This window comes from Rhizobium sp. N324 (genome assembly GCF_001664485.1).
Taxonomy (GTDB): Bacteria; Pseudomonadota; Alphaproteobacteria; order Rhizobiales; family Rhizobiaceae; genus Rhizobium.
The window spans coordinates 2,162,993-2,177,132 of sequence record NZ_CP013630.1; the positions used below are offsets into that span (position 1 = coordinate 2,162,993).

Annotated in this window: 17 protein-coding genes, 1 tRNA gene and 1 pseudogene; 11 read left to right on the forward strand and 8 right to left on the reverse strand. The window is 61.3% G+C overall.

What is annotated here, in order from left to right; all coding sequences use genetic code 11:
* The first annotated feature begins 3 nt into the window (after positions 1-3).
* A complete protein-coding gene (locus AMK05_RS10470) occupies positions 4-516 on the forward strand; it encodes a DUF934 domain-containing protein (protein WP_064841332.1) in 513 nt (170 codons plus the stop codon).
* 38 nt (positions 517-554) lie between these two features.
* On the forward strand, positions 555-1,766 hold the full coding sequence (locus tag AMK05_RS10475) for a UbiH/UbiF family hydroxylase (protein WP_064838394.1): 1,212 nt from the start codon (positions 555-557) through the stop codon (positions 1,764-1,766).
* Here AMK05_RS10475 and AMK05_RS10480 read toward each other — a convergent pair.
* From AMK05_RS10480 to AMK05_RS10495, 4 genes are all read right to left on the reverse strand, one after another.
* On the reverse strand, positions 1,734-2,696 hold the full coding sequence (locus tag AMK05_RS10480) for an AEC family transporter (protein WP_064838395.1): 963 nt from the start codon (positions 2,694-2,696) through the stop codon (positions 1,734-1,736). The two genes, AMK05_RS10475 and AMK05_RS10480, sit on opposite strands and share 33 nt — an antisense overlap.
* A 187-nt stretch (positions 2,697-2,883) precedes the next feature.
* Positions 2,884-3,819, reverse strand: a complete 936-nt coding sequence (locus AMK05_RS10485) for an MBL fold metallo-hydrolase (RefSeq protein ID WP_064838396.1) — start codon at positions 3,817-3,819, stop codon at positions 2,884-2,886.
* Positions 3,820-4,011: 192 nt separating this feature from the next.
* Positions 4,012-4,761, reverse strand: a complete 750-nt coding sequence (locus tag AMK05_RS10490) for a cytochrome c biogenesis CcdA family protein (protein WP_064838397.1) — start codon at positions 4,759-4,761, stop codon at positions 4,012-4,014.
* Positions 4,762-4,887: 126 nt separating this feature from the next.
* Complete coding sequence (locus AMK05_RS10495) at positions 4,888-5,808, reverse strand: AraC family transcriptional regulator (RefSeq protein ID WP_064838398.1); 921 nt, start codon at positions 5,806-5,808, stop codon at positions 4,888-4,890.
* Between the two features lie 321 nt (positions 5,809-6,129).
* Between AMK05_RS10495 and AMK05_RS10500 the strand changes: the two genes are divergently transcribed.
* The 5 genes and pseudogenes from AMK05_RS10500 (at position 6,130) to AMK05_RS10515 (ending at position 8,176) form a co-directional block, all read left to right on the forward strand.
* Positions 6,130-6,205, forward strand: a tRNA-Lys gene (locus AMK05_RS10500).
* 168 nt (positions 6,206-6,373) lie between these two features.
* Positions 6,374-6,520 (forward strand): annotated as a pseudogene (locus AMK05_RS36200) (PIN domain-containing protein); the annotation flags it as partial.
* 98 nt (positions 6,521-6,618) lie between these two features.
* Positions 6,619-7,410: a PIN domain-containing protein gene (locus AMK05_RS10505; protein ID WP_197678316.1), complete on the forward strand. Its 792-nt coding sequence runs from the start codon at positions 6,619-6,621 to the stop codon at positions 7,408-7,410.
* 162 nt (positions 7,411-7,572) lie between these two features.
* A complete protein-coding gene (locus tag AMK05_RS10510) occupies positions 7,573-7,863 on the forward strand; it encodes a ribbon-helix-helix domain-containing protein (RefSeq protein WP_064838399.1) in 291 nt (96 codons plus the stop codon).
* A complete protein-coding gene (locus AMK05_RS10515) occupies positions 7,850-8,176 on the forward strand; it encodes a type II toxin-antitoxin system RelE/ParE family toxin (RefSeq protein WP_064838400.1) in 327 nt (108 codons plus the stop codon). The genes AMK05_RS10510 and AMK05_RS10515 overlap by 14 nt, the downstream gene beginning before the upstream one ends.
* 18 nt (positions 8,177-8,194) lie before the next feature.
* On the opposite strand, the gene AMK05_RS35535 is transcribed toward AMK05_RS10515, so the two are convergent.
* A complete protein-coding gene (locus tag AMK05_RS35535; protein WP_082935645.1) occupies positions 8,195-8,422 on the reverse strand; it encodes a hypothetical protein in 228 nt (75 codons plus the stop codon).
* A gap of 147 nt (positions 8,423-8,569) precedes the next feature.
* On the opposite strand from AMK05_RS35535, the gene AMK05_RS10520 reads away from it, so the two are divergent.
* The 3 genes from AMK05_RS10520 (at position 8,570) to AMK05_RS10525 (ending at position 10,961) form a co-directional block, all read left to right on the forward strand.
* Entirely contained in the window at positions 8,570-8,773 is a 204-nt protein-coding gene (locus AMK05_RS10520; RefSeq protein ID WP_064838401.1) for a CsbD family protein, read from the forward strand.
* Positions 8,774-8,951: 178 nt separating this feature from the next.
* Positions 8,952-9,122 (forward strand): hypothetical protein, encoded by a 171-nt coding sequence (locus AMK05_RS35185; RefSeq protein ID WP_171899775.1) that lies wholly within the window; start codon positions 8,952-8,954, stop codon positions 9,120-9,122.
* A 336-nt stretch (positions 9,123-9,458) separates the two neighbouring features.
* Positions 9,459-10,961, forward strand: coding sequence for an FAD-dependent monooxygenase (locus AMK05_RS10525; protein ID WP_064838402.1), 1,503 nt, complete (start codon positions 9,459-9,461; stop codon positions 10,959-10,961).
* A 1-nt stretch (position 10,962) separates the two neighbouring features.
* Here the strand turns inward: AMK05_RS10525 and AMK05_RS10530 are convergent, their stop codons facing one another.
* Positions 10,963-11,694, reverse strand: coding sequence for a hypothetical protein (locus AMK05_RS10530; RefSeq protein ID WP_064838403.1), 732 nt, complete (start codon positions 11,692-11,694; stop codon positions 10,963-10,965).
* Positions 11,695-12,278: 584 nt separating this feature from the next.
* On the reverse strand, positions 12,279-12,461 hold the full coding sequence (locus AMK05_RS10535) for a hypothetical protein (RefSeq protein WP_064838404.1): 183 nt from the start codon (positions 12,459-12,461) through the stop codon (positions 12,279-12,281).
* Positions 12,462-12,742: 281 nt separating this feature from the next.
* Here AMK05_RS10535 and AMK05_RS10540 point away from each other — a divergent pair, with 281 nt between their 5' ends.
* Positions 12,743-13,036: a DUF982 domain-containing protein gene (locus AMK05_RS10540; RefSeq protein WP_064838405.1), complete on the forward strand. Its 294-nt coding sequence runs from the start codon at positions 12,743-12,745 to the stop codon at positions 13,034-13,036.
* Between the two features lie 158 nt (positions 13,037-13,194).
* On the opposite strand, the gene AMK05_RS10545 is transcribed toward AMK05_RS10540, so the two are convergent.
* Complete coding sequence (locus tag AMK05_RS10545; RefSeq protein WP_064838406.1) at positions 13,195-14,025, reverse strand: nickel-binding protein; 831 nt, start codon at positions 14,023-14,025, stop codon at positions 13,195-13,197.
* Positions 14,026-14,140 lie beyond the last annotated feature (115 nt).

Below are 14,140 nucleotides of genomic sequence, written 5' to 3' on the forward strand. Positions count from 1 at the left end.
ATGATGACGAAGATTTGGAGAGAAACCGGTTTTGTCGACAACGATCCCTGGGTGATCGAGACCGACGAGGTGAAGGCTTCAGGGGAGCAGAAGCCGCTGCTCGGCCTCGACGAGCTCATCGCCAAGGCCGACGAAAGCAATGATGTCGGCCTCGGTGTGCTGATCAAGCCGGCCGACGACGTGCGCAGGCTGGAGCCCTATCTATCCCGCCTCGACATCGTTGCCGTCGCTTTCCCGGCGTTCAACGACGGCCGCGCCTTCAGCCATGCCTCGCTGCTGCGCCAGCGTCTCGGTTATACGAACGAGCTGCGCGCCGTCGGCGACGTGCTGATCGATCAGGTGCCGCTGATGCAGCGCGTCGGCATCGACAGTTTTGCCGTCAGCAACGCCACGGCGCTGAAGCGGCTTTCCGAAAACCGTCTTCCCGCCATTCCCCATCATTATCAGCCGGCGGTGCGTGACGCCGAAGCCGGCAAGGGCTATAGTTGGCGCCGTCAGGCGAAGCCGGCCGCATAAGCGGCTGCTCCGTCTTTTCACGATGACGGAACGGTAGCATGAAGACATTCGAAGTGGCGGTGATCGGCGGCGGTCTTGCCGGTATGATCGCGGCAATCGCGCTCGCCCGCGGCGGCCGCAGCGTGGCGCTGGTGGCGCCGGTTGCCGCAAAGGAGGACCGGCGCACCACGGCGCTGATGGATCAGTCGATCCGCTTTCTCGATCGCCTGGCGCTCTGGGACAAGCTCCGCCCGGCGACGTCACCCCTTGCCAGCATGCGCATCATCGACGGCACCGACCGGCTGCTGCGCGCGCCGACCACCACCTTCCGCGCCGCCGAAGTCGGCCTCGATGCCTTCGGCTATAATTTCCCCAACAAGGCGCTGATCGAGGTCCTCGAAGCGGCCACGGCCGGCGAGGGCAATATCACCCGCTTCACCGATATGGCCGAATCGTTCGAGATCGCGGCCGAGAAAGTGTCGATCGCGCTTGCCGGCGGCGAGACGTTTTTCGCCGATTTTGCCGTCGGCGCCGATGGTCGCGGTTCGAAGCTGCGCGAGACGGCTGAGATCGGCGTACGCAACTGGTCTTATCCGCAATCGGCCACGGTGCTGAATTTCGCCCATTCCCTGCCGCACCAGAACATTTCGAGCGAATTCCACACCAAACACGGCCCCTTCACCCAGGTGCCGCTGCCGGGGAGCCGCTCAAGCCTCGTCTGGGTGCAAGATCCCGCCGAGGCAGCAAGCCGCATGGAATTGCCGCTTGCCGAACTCGGCCTCCTTGTCGAGGCGCGCATGCAGTCCATGCTCGGCAAAGTAATCGTGGAAGAGGGCGTCCAGCTCTGGCCGCTGTCGGGCATGATGGCCCATCGTTTCGGCAAGGGACGCATCGCGCTGATCGGCGAGGCCGCCCATGTTTTCCCGCCGATCGGGGCGCAGGGGCTGAACCTCAGCCTGCGCGACATCATGGCGCTGACCGACATCCTTTGCGACAGGGCGGAATTGCCGGTGCCGGCCGATGCCGGCGAGAGTTTCGACCGCAAGCGCCGCGCTGACATCATGACGCGCACGGCAAGCATCGATCTTCTCAACCGCTCGCTGCTCTCGGATTTCCTGCCGGTGCAGATGCTGCGGGCCGCCGGCCTGCATATCCTCTCGGCCATTCCGCCGCTGCGCAGCATCGTGATGCGCGAAGGCATCGAGCCCGGCCGCGGCTTCCGCGATATTCCCGATGCGCTAAGGGAAAAGCTGAAGCGGAAGAAGGCCTGAGCGGATCGCGATCAGCCACAGCGAAACCGTCGCCACCGAAAGCACCGTCGTGATCAGGATCGTCGCCGAGGCGCGCTCCTGCCAGACGCCATATTGCTGGCCGATGACGAAGACATTGGTCGCCGTCGGCAGCGAGGCGAGCAGCACCGCGGCCTGGATCCACACCGGCTCGAAACCGCCGACGGCAGTCAGCGCCAGGAGCACCGCGATCGGATGCAGGATCAGCTTGGCCGGCACGATGTAGGAGATTTCAGCCGGGATGCGCTTCAGCGGCCGCAGCGCCAGCGTCACGCCCATGGCAAAGAGCGCGCAGGGCGCCGCCGCCTGGGCGAGGTAATCGACGAGGCGCTGAAACGCCAGCGGCTGGTCGAGATCCAGGGCGGCGACCGCAAAACCTGCCGCCGTCGACAGGATGAAGGGATGCAGCGCCACCTTGCGGGCGATATCTGCGGCAAGCCGTCCGGTGGAATGCCTGTCGTCACGGGCCGCCGCCATCAGTGCCGGCGCCACGATGAAATGCAGCGCATTCTCGAAACAGATGATCAGCGCCACCGGCACGGCCGCACCTTCGCCGAGCGCCAGCAGTGCCAGACCTGGCCCCATATAACCGATATTGCCATAGGCGCCGGCAAAGGACTGGATGGTGCAGTCGGCAAGCGAATTGCCGCGCACGAGGCGGCCGATGACGAAAAGCAGCGTGAACACCGCATAGGTCGCCGCAACATCGGTGACGATGAAATCGATGCGCGTCAGCTCTTCGATCGGCGTGCGCGAGACCAGCTTGAAAAACAGGGCGGGCAGGGCGGCATAGATGATGAAGGTGTTCAGCCAGCCGAGCGCCTCGGCCGGCTGCTTCGTCGCCTTGGCGGCGGCATAACCGATGAGGATCAAGCCGAAGAACGGCAGGAGCAGGCTGACGATATCGGCCAAGAGGTCTTCCAGTGCGCGGGGATCGGCGGGTCAGGATCTGACTTAAGCAATTCCAGCGAAACTGTGTAGCAGTTTGGCCTCGGGAGTTGTGCAAAACAAACCGATAGAGCGTTTTCGTCATTCGAGGGAAAGACGGAAACGCTCTACAGGCGGGACGCCTTTTGGTGCAGACTTGACCAGAGAGCGGTCAGTAATCCCAGAAGACCGGCACCCAGCGGAAGGTTTCGCCCTCAACTGCCACATGGCAGACGGAGGGGAAGGGCAGGTGGGTGGCCACCAGCAGTTCGCCGGTCGCCGCCAGTTCCCGCAGGAGAGCGACCCGGACGCGCGCCGCTTCCTCGGGGTCATGCTCGAAGCCGTTATGCCAGTCAGGCTGGTCGAAGCCGACGGCGAACACCGCATCCCCGGCGAAGGTCAGCCGGTCGCCGCCGGAGGCCAGGCGGATCACGCTGTGCCCGGGGGTGTGGCCGCCGGTGCGGCGGGCGACGACGCCTGGCGCCACTTCGCACTCGTCATCGAACAGCCGCAGGTGGCTGCGGTACTCGTTCACGAACCGCTTGGCGGTCGCCCGAAGCGCATCCGGGAAGCCCGGCGGCATGCGGGTCCGGGAGAAATCGGGCGCTTCCCAGAACTTCACCTCGGCGGCCGCCAGGTGGATCCTGAGGTCGGGGCGCAGCCGCTCCTTCACCCCGTCGACGAGAAGCCCGCCGATGTGGTCCATGTGCAAGTGGGTCAGCACCACGTCGGTCACGGATGCAAGATCGACGCCGGCATCCTCCAGTCGCTTGATCAACTGCCCGGCCCGCGGCAAGTGCAGGTCCGGATCGAGGCCGAGCCCGGCATCGAGAAGTATGGTCTGCCCGCCGCTGCGCGCCACCACCACGTTCAGTGGCCAATCCAGCGAGTCTTGCGGCAGGAACATGTGGTTCAGCCAGGCTTCACGGACCGCGGGCTCTGCATTGTGGGCCAACATCGTGGTCGGGAGCGGCAGCACTCCATCGCTGATCACCAGCACCTCGATGTCGCCGATCTGCACTGCGTAGCGCGAGGGAACCAGTTCGCCGGGCCCTGGTCCACCGGGATGTGACGTGTCTTCCAGGCTCATATTTGTCTCGAGGCTCATGTTTGTCTCCTTCTGACCGCCGCTTAAACACGGCACCGGAGAACGCTACATCGAGGCGTGTTTTCGATCGATTGGGTCGAAGGTCAGGGCGAATGGGTCGAGGGACAGGGTGAGCTATACCACGGCATAGGTCCTGTCATGCAGGGTGCCGGCGTCGGACAACCGGTGCGGATCGATCGACCTGGACGTGCTTCAGCCGATCTGCATCAGGATCGGGAAAGTCTGCTGAAACCAGATCGCCACATCGCTGACCCATCCGAACAGGAAGGCGAGGCCGGTCAGGATCAGGAAGACGCCCATCACCTTTTCCACCGTGCCGAGATGGCGGCGGAAGCGCGACAGGAAGCGCATGAAGGCGCCGGAAAAGCCGGCGGCGATCCAGAAGGGAATGGCAAGGCCGAGCGAATAGACGGCGAGCAACCCGGCGCCGGAGCCGACCGTCTCGCGCGAGGCGGCGACGCCGAGGATCGCGCCGAGCACGGGGCCGATGCAGGGTGTCCAGCCGAAAGCGAAGGCAAGGCCCATGATATAGGCGCCCGTCAACGTCGCCGGCTTGCCGCCACCCTGGAAGCGCGCCTCGCGGGCAAGGACCCCGATTCGGAAAAGGCCGAGGAAATTCAGCCCCATGACGATGATGATCAGACCGCCGAGCTTCGACAACAGGTCGAGATGCTGGCGAAGCGCCATGCCGATACTGGAGGCGCCGGCGCCGAGCGCCACGAAGACGGTGGCAAAGCCGAGCGTGAAGAGCAGGGCGGAGAACAGCACGCCACGCCTGATATCGGGCGCGACCGCAATGGCACCGCCGCCGCGGAACTGCTCGACTGAAATGCCGGCCATATAGCAGAGATAGGGTGGAACGAGGGGAAGCACGCAGGGCGAAAGAAAGGAAAGCGCCCCGGCAATCAACGCGCTCCACAGGGAAATATCGGCAATCGACACACATTCTCTCCGGCTGCAATCTGCGTGATGTTCCTAGCTTTGCAACGCCAGTATTGCCAATCACCTTTTTGCGCTTGGCTCGGCTTCGACCCGGTCAAGACTAGGAATGAGTGGGCAGCGGCCTGTTCATTTCCCGGCCATGGGACGCGACAGGCCGCCGTAGGGCGCTATCAGCGGCAGAAACAATTCCGCGACCGCCTCATGCTCGGGCACTTCGGGAAAGAAGCTCAGCCGCTGGCAATAGATCGGGAAATCGCGTGCCTCTTCGCCGCTCAGCGGCAGCCAGTCGCGATAAAGATAGAGCGCGGCAGGCTCCAGATTGTCGGTGTTGCCGGTGACGCGCAACACCGCGCAGCGCCCGCCGGGAATCTCGCCGGCCTTGATCTGCTCCCCATCCGCCGCGATCGGTTGATCGGTGCCGACACAAAGGTCGACGCTATAATCAGCAGGTGAGGCGGGACGCCGTTCTGAGCGCCAGACATTGAAGGTCGGATGTGTCTTAGGGTGCAGGCCGGCGGCCATGCGCCAGGCGATGAACCGCTTGATGGTGGCGCCGAGCATCGCCGGGTCGCCCCGATGCTCGATGATCGCCACCGGCGTGGTGGGCACATTGCGAATCGTCACGTCGTCAGTGGTAAAACTCTTCTGCATCAACTTGCTCCTGGCGTTGTCGAGAGGCTCAAAGGCCGCAAGCCATGGCTCCCAATCGGGAGATTTCCGGAACGACGATGGCGATTGCCCGAACCGTTGCCGAAAGGCGCGGGCGAAGGCATCCGGCGCGTCGTAACCGGCATCCATCGCTATCTCGGTGACGCTTTGAGCGTCCCTGTAAGCCAGCCGGTGCGAAGCGCGCTTCATCCGGGCAAGCTGGATATAGCGATGCACGGATAGACCGAAGGTCGCCGTGAACTGTCGGTGGAAATGGAACTTCGAGAAGGCCGCAACGCCGCTCAGCGCGTCCAGGTCCAGATCGTCGCCCAGGTGCCGGTCTATGTAGTCAAGCACCCGCTGCATCCGGGCATGGTAGTTTTGAAGCGCCGCCTTCATCCTTCTGTCCTCCGTGGCAGCATGAGCTAGACGCAGGCCGGCATGACGCGCTCGACCGATCTTGCGGTTTTCTCACTGGTCGCAGACCATCGCCAGGGAATCGCTGACAAGCTCTCCGACGATTTTCTCGTCGTTTGCCTTGTGCTCGCAATGTATGTGCCTTGCCACGCAACGGATAGGCCTTGCCCGCAAGCGATAGGGCCGTGCGTCCGCAAGAAATGTGCCGACTGCCGGGAAAAGCTGAATTTTTCGGTTGACCGCAATGGGTCGCCTGCCTATGTTCCGCCCACTTCCAGCCGGGGTGCTTCACCCGCGGAGAGGGAGAGCGTAGCTCAGCCGGTAGAGCAACTGACTTTTAATCAGTAGGTCTCGGGTTCGAACCCCGACGCTCTCACCATAAAATCCTTCGAAATCAATCACTTGCAAGACATACTAACAAGGCGTTAGCTGTCGCTCCGGCCTGGCTAACGTTTCGGCGCGGTCGCGGCTAAGATCGAACCTGAAGCCGTTCTGCTTCTTCGGAATCCTTTCCGCAATATCTAGGCTGCCCCGAAAGGGTGATTCCATGCTTCGCATTCTTATCGATACGTGCGTGTGGTTGGATCTCGCCAAGGACTACAGGAGCCAGCCGATCATCGCGGCTCTTGAGGACGTTCTCGGTCATGAAGATTTCGGGCTCATTGTGCCTCAAGTGGTTTTGGACGAGTTCTTCCGGAATAAGGATCGTGTGGCCGCTGATGCGAAGCGCAGTCTCCAGTCTCACTTCAGCCTAGTCCGGGACGCCGTACGGCGGTTCGGAGACGAGAAGGATTGGAAGCAACCATTAAGGCACTCAACGAGGCGGATCACTCGGCCGTCTACAAAGGCGAGGCGGTCAACGAATCCATCGAGCGGATCCAGCGACTGCTCTTTGCTGCCAAGGCGGTCCCCGCCACCGAGGCCATTAAGGCCCGCGCCGCTGACCGGGCGCTAAACGGTGTCGCTCCCTTCCACCGACCGAAGAACAGCATCGGCGACGCCATCATCATCGAGACTTACGCCAACGAAATTGAACAAGCAGGCAGCGCAGGCGACGAGTTCGCCTTCATAACTCACAATAAGGCCGACTTCAGCCAAGAGGGCGGCGACCACCGTAACCCCCATGTCGACCTCGTGCCGTTGTTTGACGGTGTGAGGTCTCGCTTTTGGATTTCGCTGGCTGACCTGCTTAACGACCTCGATGGGGATCTTCTGGCGAACTACGATCTTCAGCTCTACGGCGCGACACAGGTGCGCGGATTCTCCGAAATCCTCGAAGCCGAGCACCTGCTGTACAGACAAGTTTGGTACAACCGCCACCAGAACCTCAGGATCAACATAGAGCGCGGTCGAGAGAAAGTGGTTAGTGATGAGGAGTGGAGCGCCGCCAAGCCCGTCCAGCGCAGGCGCATGACTACCGAGGGCACTTGGAAACTGGCTCAGGCGGCGGCACGGAAAACCGAAGCGGAAATCGGGATCGAGAACTGCGGGCCGTGGAGTGACTTCGAATGGGGTATGATTAATGGGAAGTTGAGCGCGCTGCGATGGGTGACTGGGGAAGAATGGGACATGCTCGATACTTGATTATTCCTCAGATAGCCGCCCTACAGAATCCCCAGCATCGTCCCACAGCGGGGCGAGTTGTTGTGTTGTGAGGAGGAGGAATGGCCACCATCGCTTCTGATTTCTCTGGTGCGAGGTATGATTTTATCATACTTTGTAAGAAACCGTGGAAAGTGTGCGACGATGCGAAATGCGGAAAAGGTAACGATTACGCTCACGGCTGACATGTTGCGAAGCGTCCGCGATACCGTCGAGGCGGGTGAGTTTGCGACCACGAGCGAAGCGATGCGCGATGCGGTGCGGGTGTGGCAGCGCCAGCGGCTTGAGGATGCCGAACGGCTAAACGCTATGCGCGCGCGTATACGGCGTTCTCTGGACGATCCCCGCCCGGGCTTAACAGCAGACGAGGCCGAAGCGGAAATGGACCGCTTCATGAAAAACCAGGAAAAAGCCTCTCGCAATGCGGCGCGCTAAGGTAGTCTATCGGCCGGAGGCGCTTGGCGACCTTCGCCAGATCTACCTCGATATTGCCGGAATCAGCCAGAGCAACGTCACCGCCAATCGCTTCGTCAAGCGAATCATGGCGAGGTGCCATAAGATCGGCGATGCACCGAATGGCGGGCGCCCTCGGAATGATCTGGCCATGGGTTTACGGATCGTTCCCTTTGAGCATTCCGCGGTGATTGCCTATCACGTTGCTGAGGCTGTCGAGATCGTCAACATCTTCTATGGCGGCAGGAATTATGAGGCCTTGTTTCGGTCAGGCGATGACGAGGCTGAGTTGTGAAACCCTTGTCCGTCGTTGTCATGAATAGCTCCCAAAAGCCAGTAGAAGTGCGCCAACCGCAATCACCGCCAGGGCCGGCCAATTTTGCGAAACGCCGAGGAATTTGAGACCCTGGTGCCGCGGTTCCAGCGTGCTGCCTCCTTGCGGCATCTGGTGCGGGTCACTCGGCCTTCGGCTGAGTGTTGACCGAAAGAGAAAAAGAAGTCCTCCAATTATGAGAGCCGCACCGATCAGGATTGCCCACATCGTCGCCTCCGCTAGGGACAAGGGTGCAAGTTAAACCGGATCCGGATCTGATTGTTCCCGGATCACCACATTTCGGGCCGCCGTTATCGATGGGAACACTTAACCCTCGTCTCCGTTCCTCTATTCCAACGATAGGAGGAAATACCCATGGATTGGAACCGTGTTGAAGGAAACTGGAAGCAGATGAAGGGCAAGGTAAAGGAGCAGTGGGGCAAGCTCACGGACGACGACCTTGACGTTATCGACGGCAAGCGCGATCAGCTCGAAGGCAAGATCCAGGAGCGCTACGGCTACGAAAAAGACCGTGCGAAGAGGGATATCGACGACTGGTACGGCCGCCAGGCCTGGTAACTGAACGGACATCGCCTATCTCCAGCCGTCGGCATGTGGTCGGCGGCTTATTTGTGCCGGTCGCCACTTTGACGAAGTGCAACCCGGCATATGGGACAAACGACCGGCGACCGACCTCCATTCTCGGAACCAGAAGCGCTCGCAGTGAATTTGACACTGAGCAATCTTGGAGGTCGTAATGGACAAGACACCGAAAACGGCAATCCGTGGAATGATGTTGTACGTACTCGCTCTTCTCGTCCTGGGCATTCTGGCGGGCGCCGCCTACACACTCTATGGCCATCCCGCCGATCCGTCGGAGCGGCCGGCGGCCGAGACGATTCCGCAAAAGGCGCCGGCGCCGCAGTGAGGCTGTGCCAAATATTCGAATGATCGCCTTCGAGAACGAAAGATGAATGCGGAAAGCGCTTGCCACATCCGCGCCGGCCCGGTCGGGTCATATTGAAAAGCCTGGATTCTCAGGCAGGAAAGCAGCAAGCGGCAGGCAACATGGCTTTGGAAAGCAAGGCCGGAACGCCTGTCGCAAGTCCTTCCAACCAGTAGGGATCTCTATTTATAGGGAGAACAACCTGCGACAGGCAAAGTCGTCACCTGGCAGGCACGTCAATTTGGCGTTCCGGAAGTGGTTGGGCATTTCCCGGAGCTCTGAGATATCGGCCTGAAAGCGGAACTGAGGAGTTTGCAGATGAGAGAACATGCCGTCGTGATTGCCGGAGGCGGGCCGACGGGGCTGATGCAGGCGGGCGAATTGGCCCTGGCGGGCGTCGATGTCGCCATCGTCGAGCGCCGGCCGAACCAGGAGGTCGTCGGTTCGCGTGCCGGCGGGCTGAGCGCGCGCACGCTCGAGGTGCTCGATCAGCGTGGCGTGGTCGACCGGTTCCTCGCTGAAGGACAGATCGCCCAGGTCACCGGATTTGCCGTCACGCGGCTCGATATCAGCGATTTTCCGACCCGGCACAATTACGGGCTGGCGCTGCGGCAGAAGCATATCGAGCGCATTCTGGCCGGATGGGTCGGCGAACTGCCGGTGACGATCTATCGTGGCCGCGAGCTGACCGGATTTGCGCAGGACGACACCGGCGTCACCATCGAACTCTCCGATGGTTTCCAGCTCAGGGCAGGCTACCTCGTCGGCTGCGATGGCGGCCGCAGTCTGGTTCGCAAGATCGCCGGGATTGACTTTCCGGGATGGGATGCGACGACCAGCAATATTCTCGCCGAAGCCGAGATGGAGGAGGAGCCACCGCTCGGCGTCCATCGCACAGTGCTCGGCCTGCACGCCTTCGGCCGCGAGGAATATGAAATTCGCGACGGCAAGGTCGTTTTTGCCAGTGAAGGTCCGATCAACGTCATGGTGACGGAAAAGAATGCGGGCGCCACGGCCAAGCCGACGCTCAGCGATCTCAGGCAAGCCCTGATCGAAACATGCGGAACGGATTATGGAATCCATAGCCTGAGGTGGATTTCCAGGTTCACCGACATGTCTCGGCAGGCGGAGGCTTACCGCAAGGGCCGTATCTTTCTGGCCGGCGACGCCGCGCATGTGCATTCTCCAGTGGGCGGCCAGGGCCTCAATACCGGCGTGCAGGATGCCGTCAATCTCGGCTGGAAGCTGGCGCAGGTGGTGAAGGGAATCTCGCCGGAAAGCTTGCTCGACAGCTATCACGCCGAGCGCCATCCGGTGGCTGCCCGCGTGCTGCGCACGACGATGGCGCAGGTCGCCTTGCAACGGACCGATGACCGCACCGAAGCCTTGCGGGACATCGTCCTGGAGCTCCTCGCCATGGACGAGCCGCGCAAAAAGATCGCCGCCGAAATGTCCGGACTGGCCATCCATTACGATCTCGGCGAGGGCCACCCGCTGCTCGGCCGCCGCATGCCCGACCTCGACCTCACCACGCCCGATGGCCCGTTGCGCGTTTATGCGCTGCTCCGAAATGCGCGGGCAGTGCTTCTGAATTTCGGCACGCCCGGCAGCCTTGACATCACGCCGTGGTCGGCCCGCGTCCAGTCGGTCAACACCAGATACGACGGCGCATGGGAACTGCCGGCGTTGGGCGCGGTCTCTGCCCCAGCCGCAGTGCTGATCCGGCCCGACGGCTATGTGGCGTGGGTGGGCGAGGGCAAGCCGGATGGTCTCCACGAGGTGATGACGACCTGGTTCGGAGCACCGGCTGAAGCCGGTTGACCTAAGCGGCAAGCGGGATCGAGCCGCGATCCGATATCGCCTCGGCCTCCGGCACGGGTTTGCCGCGGCGCTCCCATGTCCGGCGGCTGATGCCGAAAGCCTCCCAGGGGCGCGCCTGGCTGAAGGAATGGGCGAGATAGTCGGCTCTGGGAAGCGCCCCGGCGGCGCGGCGTTGCTCCTCTTTCCGGTTTCGGTCGCGCTGGCGCCGCTTTTCCTTTTGAAGTTTTGCTCTTTTTCCCTTCGGCACATCGAAGGCGCCGATCGTGCGGATATCGAGGGCGCAGCGTTCGGCGTAACTCACATGCAGCGCGTGGCCAAGCGCGTCGGCCGACAAGGCGGAAAAACGCACCTTCGTCCGCTCGTAGATGATTTCCTCCAGGTCGGCTTTCCCCGCCCAGGGAAGCCATCGCGCCGCCCAGCCGAGAACCACGTCGACGAAGTCCTGCCCGAATTCGACAAGGGCGAGGCTGGCGATGACCTCGACATAGATCAAGGCGTCATCCGCCTCGGGTGCGATGTCGCCATGGCGATGCCGGATCAATTTTTCGATCTCGCGCATCCGGCCGCGGAAATGGTTCCAACGGCCGCCCCGGGCGCGCCGCTGCACTGCCTTATACCCCAGCAGGCAGTCGCCGACTTTGACAGCCGAAACATCCCGGGCAAACCCGGAGTGGTCGGCTTCTACAGCCCGCTTCCTGGATTGAGTCGCTTTATCCACGCCAAGACGTTCCATCAATTTCCCTCGCGACCGGCCCCGGTAGGCCGAACGCGTGAGTGTATAAGAAGTCGAGGGGGGTGATGTAGCCTATCCGACCGACATTCGGTGAATTTCGATGAAACCGGCGACGGATCTCAGATCGACCTCGCGGGCAAGGCGCGCCAATAGCGTCCGGCCACGTCGATCCACGCCAAGAGAGACAAGTCGCTCTGAAGCTTATCGATCCGTTGGCGCCAGCGGGTCCCATCTCCATCTGAGTGGAGAGACGGCCCGTCGCCACAATTTACATCAGCACGGTGTTTAAATCAGCGAAAGCCAAAGAAGCTCAAAATTGCGAGCACGATGACGACAGCGCCGACAAGCCAGATCAAATTGTTCATTGGGAACCGTTCTCCTGTTTGAATTGAGCCAACTGTGACCCGTTGACTTAACTGCGTGGCGGGCTGGCGGTTCCCAAACCATCCCTATTGCCGCAGCGCGCTTCCACTCATCGCCGTCTTACCGCGGCTGCTCTTTCGCAAGCGGGCTTCGGCAGCAGCTTGCTTCGGCGGCCCGGCAATCGCAGCGGGACGCCGACCAAATGTCGCCCGCCTGGGTATTCAATAACTGCACGAGCGCGCGTTGCCGGGCCTGAAGCCACCCGCGCAGGCCGGATTGATCGATGTATCCCGTTGATACTGAAAATCTTCGGGATCGGGCTTGCCGGGCGAGGTACAGGAAGCCGTAATCGCGGACGCGCCGAGCAGCGCCCCGGCGGCTACAAATGTCAGAAAACGGTTCATCCGGGTTCTCCCTTGCGGAGTTGATCGTGGTCACAATCTACCATGCCGTCACGAGCCTATACGAAAACTTCCGGCGCGCTTGATCACGCTTAGCTGATCCGAAACCGGTCAGTTTGTGCGATCACTGATTAATTTACTCAAGATAATCTTATGGAGCTATTCTGCGGTTATGGAAGTAGTTGCGGATGCTTTTGGTTAAAAGTGGCCGATTTTGTCTTGAAAAAATAGAGGTTTTTCAGTAATATTAAGCCATAAAAAAGTAATATAAATGGGAGGATACTATGGCGGAAACTCGGTTCGATCCGGTTTTGCTTCATCGTCAGCATTTCATCGCCGAGATCACATGTCTCGATGAAATCTTCGATTTTCTGGATGAATGGCCGGAGGACAAACGAGGTCTTGCATATGACACGCTTTTGAAGGCGTGCAGGGATACCGCCAGCGGGCGTTTCCCGCTGAGCGCCGCGCGCGAGAATTTCCGGCGTTTTCTGAAGATGTCGGGCGTGCTTGCCAAGGTCGAGGGCGCCCCCAAATTCGAACAACTGATGGGCGATCGAAATATCGGGAATGCCTGATGATACTGAGTAGGCAGGGGCGCGCCGTCACATTATGTGCGGCGCGTCTTGCGTTCAGGCCGGCTATCCGGCGGCCGCCTATTTCTTTATCAGAAAGCATCACGACACGCATGTACGAGAGGCAGATGTTCTCTGGTGGCCGCAGGCTTGAAGGAATCTCAAGCAAGTCCGCCATTCGCCCAGTCGCAACGGAAGACCATCATCGGCTTCGAAAAACCCTTGAGCCGTCGGCGCGAGGCGTGGCCGAAGAGGTCGGCGGCGCCATATTCCCGAAAGATATTCTCTGAGACGAGGATCTGGTCGCTGGAAGCGGCCGCGCAGAGGCGGGCCGCAAGCTGCACGGTCGAGCCGAAGAGGTCGTTGCTGTCCTCCACCGGCTCACCGCAATCTAGCCCGATGCGGATGTGGATCGGCTGGGCATTGTTGCCGCTGTTGTAATGTTGAAATTCCTGCTGGATCGCCATGGCGCATTCGACGGCTGCCGTCGTCGCCGCGAAGGCCGCCATGATGCCGTCGCCGGTATGCTTGACTTCGCGGCCTGAATTTTTGCCGAGGCATCGGCGCACGATCGCGTCATGGGCCCTGACCAGCTCCGTCCCCATGCGGTCGCCGAGGCGCGCCGTCATCTCGGTCGAGCCGACGATATCGGTAAACAGGATCGCCCGGTGGCCTGGATCCATTTGCGGCGACGACTGGCCGGGCGCCGGATCAGGGTCATTGATGCGGCCGAGAAAGGCCTCCACCGCCGACAGGGCAACCTCGACGATCTCGTTGGCGACAAAGCCGTGCGCCTCGCGATGTACGCATTGGACAGCTGCCATATCGGGCGCATCTACCAGGCAGAAGGCCGTCCCGCGCCGCTCGTCGAACCAGTAGGTGAGGAACTTGACGCCGTATCGATCCTGAATGTCGATGTCCATGCGATGTGCCTGGGCAACCTCGGCGGGCGAGGTACCTTCGAGAAAGTGCCGGTCCATGAAGATGGGCATCGCGCGTCCTCCCAGATCCGCCGCGTGCAAGAGACGGCATTGTACGGTCTGGATGCTTCCGCGTCCACCTTTGGCACAATCGTTGAATGAATATTCCGGCGGTTGCTTCGAGAAA

Coding starts and splice junctions, on each gene's coding strand:
- AMK05_RS10475 (WP_064838394.1), top strand. CDS start 555: ATGAAGACATTCGAAGTGGCGGTGATCGGCGGCGGTCTTGCCGGTATG.
- AMK05_RS10545 (WP_064838406.1), bottom strand. CDS start 14,025: ATGCCCATCTTCATGGACCGGCACTTTCTCGAAGGTACCTCGCCCGCC.
- AMK05_RS10515 (WP_064838400.1), top strand. CDS start 7,850: ATGCGGCGCGCTAAGGTAGTCTATCGGCCGGAGGCGCTTGGCGACCTT.
- AMK05_RS10485 (WP_064838396.1), bottom strand. CDS start 3,819: ATGAGCCTCGAGACAAATATGAGCCTGGAAGACACGTCACATCCCGGT.
- AMK05_RS10540 (WP_064838405.1), top strand. CDS start 12,743: ATGGCGGAAACTCGGTTCGATCCGGTTTTGCTTCATCGTCAGCATTTC.
- AMK05_RS10535 (WP_064838404.1), bottom strand. CDS start 12,461: ATGAACCGTTTTCTGACATTTGTAGCCGCCGGGGCGCTGCTCGGCGCG.
- AMK05_RS10510 (WP_064838399.1), top strand. CDS start 7,573: ATGCGAAATGCGGAAAAGGTAACGATTACGCTCACGGCTGACATGTTG.
- AMK05_RS35185 (WP_171899775.1), top strand. CDS start 8,952: ATGGACAAGACACCGAAAACGGCAATCCGTGGAATGATGTTGTACGTA.
- AMK05_RS10470 (WP_064841332.1), top strand. CDS start 4: ATGACGAAGATTTGGAGAGAAACCGGTTTTGTCGACAACGATCCCTGG.
- AMK05_RS35535 (WP_082935645.1), bottom strand. CDS start 8,422: ATGTGGGCAATCCTGATCGGTGCGGCTCTCATAATTGGAGGACTTCTT.
- AMK05_RS10520 (WP_064838401.1), top strand. CDS start 8,570: ATGGATTGGAACCGTGTTGAAGGAAACTGGAAGCAGATGAAGGGCAAG.
- AMK05_RS10525 (WP_064838402.1), top strand. CDS start 9,459: ATGAGAGAACATGCCGTCGTGATTGCCGGAGGCGGGCCGACGGGGCTG.
- AMK05_RS10530 (WP_064838403.1), bottom strand. CDS start 11,694: ATGGAACGTCTTGGCGTGGATAAAGCGACTCAATCCAGGAAGCGGGCT.
- AMK05_RS10495 (WP_064838398.1), bottom strand. CDS start 5,808: ATGAAGGCGGCGCTTCAAAACTACCATGCCCGGATGCAGCGGGTGCTT.